Below are 7,845 nucleotides of genomic sequence, written 5' to 3' on the forward strand. Positions count from 1 at the left end.
GGGTCTCCCGGTTGCCCTCCGCAGCGAGCGACGAACACCAGTGGACGCGGTACGTCGACGTGGCCGGGCCGGTCGGCCAATTCGTGATCAAGAAGACGAACCCGGCGCCGTTGAACACGATGCTCAGGTTCGGGAAGACGTGGTAGGAGAACGTGCCCTGGAATGGCAGATCACCGAGGCCGGGAAATACGCACGGGAACGGTGAGAGCGATTCGCCGTCGATGCCGTCGCGATACGAGACGAGCATCCGGGAATGGCCGTTGCGCAGCAGCTGTATGCCGGTCGCCGACTGCTGAAGTGCGCGCGCGGCCGTGGCGCGGTGCACGTAGTTGACATGGTAGGTCTCGAGATTGGCGTCGACGGGCAGCTTCCAGTTGACCGGGACGTCGCGCACCGTGCGATCCACCAGGTGCAGCCGCCCGTCGAGCTCGGCGAAGTCGCTCAGCTCCTCGCCGACCGGCCCGAGAAACGCGGACAACGGCTGCGCATCGCGGTCGAGGTTGACGAACACGAGGGGTCCCCACGACTCGCACCGGACCTCGGCCAGGCCGTGGCACGTAGGGTCCAGGCCGGAGAAGTTGGACGCCTCGGGGTAGCCGACAAGTTTCCCCTCGAGCGAGTACGTCCACGCGTGGAACGGGCACGTGAGCCTGCGGCCGACGTTGCCCCGCGACTCTTCGACGAGCGCGGCCCCCCGGTGCCGGCAGGTGTTGTAGAAGGCGCGAACGACGTTGTCCCGGCCGCGGATCAGCATGACCGGCTTGTCGAGCTGCTCGAGCAGGAGGTAGTCGCCGGGGTTGCGCAGCTGATCGGCGTGGGCGACGAACAACCACGAGCGCGAAAAGACCGCGGCGGCTTCGAGCTTGGCGAAATCGGCGTCGAAATACCGCCCGGCGGGCACGGGCGGGAGCACCGGGAAGTCCGGCGGATACACCCGCCGATCCGCCTCGGCTTGCGCGTGCCGCTTTACCCCGTCCATCACCCGCGAGCCCATCGCCACCATCCGATTATATGAATGGTCGTTCATTTATCAAGACATGCTGCCTTCTGCCCGCAAGAATGGCGAGCATGCCGAACAAGCAGAAGGCGCCCGCGCGTCGCCCGCGGGGCCGCCCGCCGAACTCGGACGGGCAGTTGACCGCGCAGCGACTCCTTGACGCCGCGGCGACGGTATGCGTCGAAAGGGGTTTTGAGGGGAGCACGCTGCCACGGATCGCGGAGCGGGCGGGCGTCTCACCGACCGCCGTGTACAACCACTTTCACAGCCGGGAGGAATTGCTGTACGCGGCGGCGGTGCGTGCCCTCGACCAGATCACCGCGGCCGCGCTGCGGGCGGGACGCGGTGCCGGGACCCTGCAAGCGATCGCGATGGCCTACCTGCGGCCGGAGATGACACAGAACCGCCGGCTGATCGCCGAGCTGCACCTGGCCAGCCGGCGCGACGAGCGGTTGGCGTCCCTGATCGCGCAGTGGCATCGGGATTACGCGGACCGCTTCGTCGGAACCCTGGGGGCTGATCCAAACCCGCAAGCCACGACGAAAGTCGTGTTTCTGCTGCTCCTCGGGCTTTGTCACTTCGATGACCTGTCGGCGATCAGGGCGTCGCGCGCCGCGGTTAGCGAGCGGGTGGAGCGCCTGATCGAGGTGCTGCTACCGGATGGAGCCACCTAGGAGAATCGAACTCCTGACCTGCTCATTACGAGTGAGCCGCTCTACCGACTGAGCTAAGGTGGCGTGCCCTTCAGGGCGGCACGAGTCTACGGCAGCGGGGCGGGCACCCCCAAGTTAGTCGCGCAGTTCCTGGCCGAAGGTGGCCACCATCGCGTCGACGGCGAACTTGGGCTTGACGTTGATCGCCAACGCTTCGCGGCACTCCAGGACCGCTTCGATGCAGCGCAGCAGCCGCTGCGGCGAGGAGTGCGCGGCCAGCGCCGACACCCGGTCGGCCATGTCCGGATGGTTGTGCCGCACCGACCCGGCACCGGCCGAGACCATCAGCGCATCGCGGAAATAAGTGGCCAGGTCGATCAGCGCCCGGTCGAGCGCGTCGCGCGAGGCCCGGGTCTGACGCGACTTCTGCCGCCGCTCGAGGTCCTTCATCGCGCCCGTGGCGCCGCGCATCGCCCCGGCGGTGCCCTTGCCGGTGCCGCCGGCGCCCAGGGCCGTCCGCAGCTCCTCGGTCTCGGCCTCGGCGCGGTCCGCGGTGAGCACCACCGCCTCGGCTTCCGCCGCGGCGACCAGCTCCTCGGCGGCGGCGTAGGCCCGCGACGGGGTCGCGGCGTCGCGCACCAGCGCCAGCGCCCGTTCCCGGCGCTCGCGGGCCTCGGGATCGGTGGCCAGCCGCCGCGCCCGGCCCACGTGGCCGCCGCTGACCGACGCCGCCCAGTCCGCGGTCTCGGGGCTCAGGCCGTCGCTGTCGACCAGCACGCGGGCGATCGCCTCGGTCGGCGGGGTGACCAGCGCGACGTGCCTGCACCGGGAACGCAGCGTGATGGCGATGTCCTCCGGATCCACCGACGGCGCGCACAACAGGAACACCGTCGACGGCGGCGGCTCCTCGACGACCTTGAGCAGCGCGTTGGCGGCGCCCTCGGTGAGCCGGTCGGCGTCCTCGATCACCACGATCTGCCGGTGCCCGGTCGCCGGACGCCGCGACGCGATCTGCACGATGGCCCGCATGTCGTCCACCCCGATCGACAGCCCCTCCGGGACCACCCGGCGGACGTCGGCGTGGGTGCCCGCCATGGTCGTGGTGCAGGCCCGGCACTGACCGCACCCCGGTTCCCCGTCGGAGGTGCACTGCAACGCGGCGGCGAAGCACAGCGCCGCGACCGAGCGCCCCGACCCGGGAGGACCCGTGATCAGCCACGCATGTGTCATAGTCCCGTCGCCCGCGCCGCTGTGAACCAAGTCACCGCGGGCCGCCCTGGCGGCGGCGAGCAGCTCGGCCGTCACCACGTCCTGGCCTACCAGCCGCGTAAACACCCCGGACATCACCGGTAACAGTAGCCACCACCGCCGACATATACCGATCGGCCACCGGATCGCGACGATCCCGTTACATTTGGCCTCTTTTCGGCCTACGCGGGGACGCGTCGAGATCGTTGTAAGTTTCCGACAAGTCCCTGCTGACCGATACGGTGGGATCGTGGCAACACCGGCAGCACTGCCCGGGCGGATCAGCGGATTCGTCCGGTGGGTGGTGCGCACGCCGTGGCCGCTGTTCTCGCTGAGCATGCTGCAGGCCGACATCATCGGCGCCCTCTTCGTACTCGGCTTCCTGCGTTACGCGCTGCCGCCCGAGGACCGCATCCAGCTGCAGGATCTCCCGGTGCTGAACCTGGCGGTCTTCGGCACCGCGCTGGTGGTGCTGTTCCTGGCCGGCTGGATGGTGAACCTGAAGCTGCTGATGCCGGTCTTCCGCTGGCAGCGCCGTGACAACCTGCTGGCCGAGGCCGACCCGGCCGCCACCGAGCTGGCCCGTAGCCGCGCCCTGCGAATGCCCTTCTACCGCACGCTGATCAGCATGGTCGCCTGGTGCATCGGCGGGGTGGTGTTCATCATCGCCAGCTGGTCGGTGGCCCGGTTCGCGGCGCCCGTCGTGGCCGTCGCCACCGGGCTCGGCGCGGCGGCGACGGCCATCATCGGCTACCTGCAGTCCGAGCGGGTGCTGCGGCCGGTCGCCGTGGCGGCCCTGCGCAGCGGCGTCCCCGAGAACGTCCAGGCGCCGGGCGTCATCCTGCGGCAGATCCTGACCTGGATGCTGTCGACCGCCGTCCCGGTGCTGGCCATCGTGCTGGCGGTGATGGCGGACAAGGCGTCCCTGCTGCACGCCACCCCGGAGAAGCTGTTCACGCCGATCCTCCTGCTGGCGCTGGCGGCGCTGGGCATCGGCTTCGTCAGCACCCTGCTGGTCGCCATGTCCATCGCCGACCCGCTGCGCCAGCTGCGGTGGGCGCTGTCGGAGGTGCAGCGCGGAAACTACAACGCGCACATGCAGATCTACGACGCCAGCGAACTCGGCCTGCTGCAGGCCGGCTTCAACGACATGGTGCGCGACCTGTCCGAGCGGCAGCGGCTGCGCGACCTGTTCGGCCGCTATGTCGGCGAAGACGTGGCCCGCCGGGCGCTGGAGCGCGGCACCGAGCTGGGCGGCCAGGAGCGCCACGTGGCGGTCCTGTTCGTCGACCTGGTCGGCTCCACCAAGCTCGCCGCGACCCGACCGCCCGCCGAGGTGGTCCACCTGCTCAACGAGTTCTTCCGGGTGGTGGTCGAAACCGTCGGCCGGCACGGCGGTTTCGTCAACAAGTTCCAGGGCGACGCCGCGCTGGCCATCTTCGGGGCGCCGATCGAGCATCCCGACGCGTCCGGTGGCGCGCTGGCCGCGGCCCGCGAGCTGCACGACGAGCTCCTCCCGGTGATCGGGTCGGCGGAATTCGGGATCGGGGTGTCGGCGGGCAGGGCGATCGCCGGGCACATCGGCGCGCAGGCCCGCTTCGAGTACACGGTGATCGGCGACCCGGTCAACGAGGCCGCCCGGCTGACCGAGCTGGCCAAGCTGGAGTCCGGCCACGTGCTGGCGTCGGCGATCGCGGTCAGCGGCGCGCTCGACGCCGAGGCCTTGTGCTGGGACGTCGGCGAGGTGGTCGAGCTGCGCGGCCGCACCGCCCCCACCCAGCTGGCCCGGCCGGTGAAGCTCGCCGGATCCACGGACTCCCAGCCCGTGCGGTCCGCCGAGGAGCTGCACAGCGAGTCGATCGGCCCCGGCTACTAGGGCCTAGGTGCGCTTGGCGGCCTTCTTGGCCGGCGCTTTCTTGCGGGCGGCCTTCTTCGCGGGCCGCTTCACCGGACCGCGCGCCCGCCGGTCGGCCAGCAGTTCGGCGGCGCGCTCGTCGGTGATCGACAGGACGTCGTCGCCCTTTCGCAGGCTCGCGTTGGTCTCGCCGTCGGTGACGTAGGGCCCGAACCGGCCGTCCTTGATCACCATCGGCTTGCCGGTCGCCGGGTCGGCGCCCAGCTCCCGCAACGGCGGCGCGGCCGCCCCCTGCCTACCGCGGCGTTTGGGCTCGGCGTAGATCTTCAGCGCCTCGTCCAGCGTGATCTCGAAGATCTGCTCCTCGGTCGCCAGAGAACGAGAATCGGTGCCGCGCTTCAGGTATGGGCCGTAGCGACCGTTCTGCGCGGTGATCTCCTCACCGGTCTGCGGGTCGACTCCGACCACCCGGGGCAGCGACAGCAGCTTCAGCGCGTCCTCGAGCGTGACGCTCTGCAGGTCCATGCTGCGCAACAGCGAGCCGGTGCGGGGCTTGGGCCCGGTGGGCTTCTTCCCCTTCTTCGCCGGGGCGCCACCCTCCTCGTCGGGCGGCGGCGGCAGTACCTCGGTCACGTACGGCCCGTACCGGCCGTCCTTGGCGACGATCTCGTGACCCGTTTCCGGGTCGACGCCCAACGTGCGCCCCTCTTGCGGCGTGGCGAACAGCTGCTCGGCCACCTCCAGCGTCAGCTCGTCGGGCGTCAGCGAGTCGTTGAGGTTGGCCCGCTGCGGCGTTGGTTCACCGTCGTCGCCGGTCACCATGCGTTCCAGGTAGGGCCCGTTCTTGCCCACCCGGACGTACACGGGGCGACCCTGCTCATCGTCAAAGAGCTTGATGGAGTTGACTTCTCGGGCGTCGATCCCTTCGAGGTTGACGCCGACGAGTTTCTTGAGACCACCGGAGCGCGCCACCGAATCGGCCACGCCATGGTCACCGCCGAAGTAGAAACGGTTCAGCCAGTCGGTGCGCCGCTCCTGCCCGGAGGCGATCGCGTCGAGTTCGTCCTCCATCGCGGCGGTGAAGCCGTAATCGACGAGCCGGCCGAAATGCTGTTCCAGCAAACCGGTTACGGCGAATGCGACCCAGGAGGGCACCAGGGCGCTGCCCTTCTTGTGCACGTAGCCGCGGTCCTGGATGGTCTTGATGATCGACGAGTACGTCGACGGCCGGCCGATGCCCAGCTCCTCGAGCGCCTTCACCAGCGACGCCTCGGTGTAGCGTGCCGGCGGGTTGGTGGCGTGGCCGTCCGGGGTGAGCTCGATGGCGTCCAGCCGCTGACCCTGCGTCAGCTGCGGCAGCCGGCTCTCGGCGTCGTCGGCCTCGCCGCCGGCCAATTCGTCGACGGTCTCCACGTACGCCTTCAAAAAGCCGGCGAACGTGATGGTGCGCCCGCTGGCCGAGAACACGACCTGGCGGCCGCCGGATTCACCGTTGATCCGCAGGCTCAACGTCGTCCCGCGCGCGTCGGCCATCTGCGAGGCCACGGTGCGCTGCCAGATCAGCTCGTAGAGCCGAAATTCGTCGCCGTCGAGCTCGCGGCGCACCGCGTCCGGGGTGGCGAACGCCTCGCCGGCGGGCCGGATGGCCTCGTGCGCCTCCTGGGCGTTCTTCACCTTGCGGGTGTACTGCCGCGGCGACGGCGAGACGTATTCCTCGCCGTAGAGCTGACGCGCCTGGGTGCGCGCGGCGTTGATCGCCGACTGCGACAGCGTGGTCGAGTCGGTCCGCATATAGGTGATGTAGCCGTTCTCGTAGAGCCGCTGGGCGATGCTCATGGTGCGCTCCGACGAGAACCGCAGCTTGCGGCCCGCCTCCTGCTGCAGCGTCGACGTCATGAACGGCGCGTAGGGCCGCCGGGTGTACGGCTTCTCCTCCACCGACGCGACCGCCAGTTGGGCGCCGCGCAGCCCGGCGGCCAGCTCGGTCGCCTGGGTCTCGTTGAGAACGGTGACCTCGTCGGCCTTGCGCAGCTGGCCCAGCGAGTCGAAATCGCGGCCGGTGGCCACGCGCAGGCCGTCAACGCCTGCCAGCCGGGCGGAGAAGGTGGGCGGTGACGCCTGCGGGTCGGACACGCTGGCGTCCAGCTGGGCCACGATGTCCCAGTAGGAGGCGCTGCGGAACGCCATCCGATCGCGTTCCCGCTGCACGATGATGCGGGTGGCCACCGACTGGACCCGGCCCGCCGACAGCTTCGGCGCCACCTTCTTCCACAGCACCGGGCTGACCTCGTAGCCGTAGAGCCGGTCCAGGATGCGGCGGGTTTCCTGCGCATCGACCAGGTCGATGTCCAGGTCACGGGGGTTTTCGGCGGCCTCCAGGATGGCGGGCTCGGTGATCTCGTGGAACACCATCCGCTTGACCGGGATGTTCGGCTTCAGGGTTTCCAGCAGGTGCCAGGCGATCGCCTCGCCCTCGCGGTCACCGTCCGTGGCCAGATAGAGCTCGTCGACGCCCTTGAGCAGGCCCTTCAGCTCGCTGACGGTGCTCTTCTTCTCGGGGCTGATGATGTAGAGCGGTTCGAAGTCGTGGTCGACGTTGACTCCGAGCCTCGCCCAGGGCTCCGACTTGTATTTCGCCGGCACGTCGGCCGCGGCGCGGGGCAGGTCGCGGATGTGGCCGCGGGAGGATTCCACTATGTAGTTGGAGCCCAGGTAGCCGGCCAGTTTGCGCGCCTTGGTCGGCGACTCGACAATGACGAGTCGCCTACGGCTCCCAGCCCGGCCGCTCTCGCGGTCCTTGAGATTCGGGTCGGCCAACTACGCTTACGCTCCATCCTTGATCTCGGCCCCCCTGCGAGGCCGCCCCGCAGAAGAATGACAGGCCAGCGCCAGAAATTCCGGGGAAATTCAGATACGCCAGCGTTCCTTCGCCTTCGGGCACCTGACAATTTCCCACCCTTGGGCGCGACTGCGCAAACCGACTGCCCGCAGGACAAATCTTTTTCCGCGGTTATACCCGCGGCCACACCGCTGACGCGTCAACGCCGTCTGGGGCTTCGCCCACGTTCTCTACCAGGCGTGATAGCCGACGA

At 69.5% G+C, this 7,845-nt stretch carries 5 protein-coding genes and 1 tRNA gene; 2 read left to right on the forward strand and 4 right to left on the reverse strand.

Going from position 1 to position 7,845, the window contains the following annotated elements; genetic code table 11:
* Positions 1-994 (reverse strand): Rieske 2Fe-2S domain-containing protein (locus tag A5704_RS23065; protein WP_231969222.1); only part of this gene is annotated, 994 nt, incomplete at its 3' end.
* A gap of 74 nt (positions 995-1,068) precedes the next feature.
* On the opposite strand from A5704_RS23065, the gene A5704_RS23070 reads away from it, so the two are divergent.
* The gene (locus A5704_RS23070) at positions 1,069-1,671 is read left to right on the forward strand and encodes a TetR/AcrR family transcriptional regulator (protein WP_197505034.1); all 603 of its coding nucleotides are present in this window, start codon (positions 1,069-1,071) and stop codon (positions 1,669-1,671) included.
* On the opposite strand, the gene A5704_RS23075 is transcribed toward A5704_RS23070, so the two are convergent.
* Both A5704_RS23075 and A5704_RS23080 read right to left on the reverse strand, forming a co-directional pair.
* A tRNA-Thr gene (locus tag A5704_RS23075) sits at positions 1,659-1,734 on the reverse strand. The two genes, A5704_RS23070 and A5704_RS23075, sit on opposite strands and share 13 nt — an antisense overlap.
* Positions 1,735-1,785: 51 nt before the next feature.
* On the reverse strand, positions 1,786-2,994 hold the full coding sequence (locus A5704_RS23080; protein WP_067758806.1) for a DNA polymerase III subunit delta': 1,209 nt from the start codon (positions 2,992-2,994) through the stop codon (positions 1,786-1,788).
* A gap of 70 nt (positions 2,995-3,064) precedes the next feature.
* On the opposite strand from A5704_RS23080, the gene A5704_RS23085 reads away from it, so the two are divergent.
* A complete protein-coding gene (locus tag A5704_RS23085) occupies positions 3,065-4,774 on the forward strand; it encodes an adenylate/guanylate cyclase domain-containing protein (protein ID WP_369807439.1) in 1,710 nt (569 codons plus the stop codon).
* 3 nt (positions 4,775-4,777) lie between these two features.
* On the opposite strand, the gene topA is transcribed toward A5704_RS23085, so the two are convergent.
* On the reverse strand, positions 4,778-7,570 hold the full coding sequence (gene topA, locus A5704_RS23090; protein ID WP_067758811.1) for a type I DNA topoisomerase: 2,793 nt from the start codon (positions 7,568-7,570) through the stop codon (positions 4,778-4,780).
* Between the last annotated feature and the right edge of the window lie 275 nt (positions 7,571-7,845).

The organism is Mycobacterium sp. E735, from assembly GCF_001666955.1.
Taxonomy (GTDB): Bacteria; Actinomycetota; Actinomycetes; order Mycobacteriales; family Mycobacteriaceae; genus Mycobacterium.

Bases quoted from the DNA above. Each gene is read 5' to 3' on its own strand.
- A5704_RS23070 (WP_197505034.1), top strand. From the start codon at position 1,069: ATGCCGAACAAGCAGAAGGCGCCCGCGCGTCGCCCGCGGGGCCGCCCG.
- A5704_RS23080 (WP_067758806.1), bottom strand. From the start codon at position 2,994: ATGTCCGGGGTGTTTACGCGGCTGGTAGGCCAGGACGTGGTGACGGCC.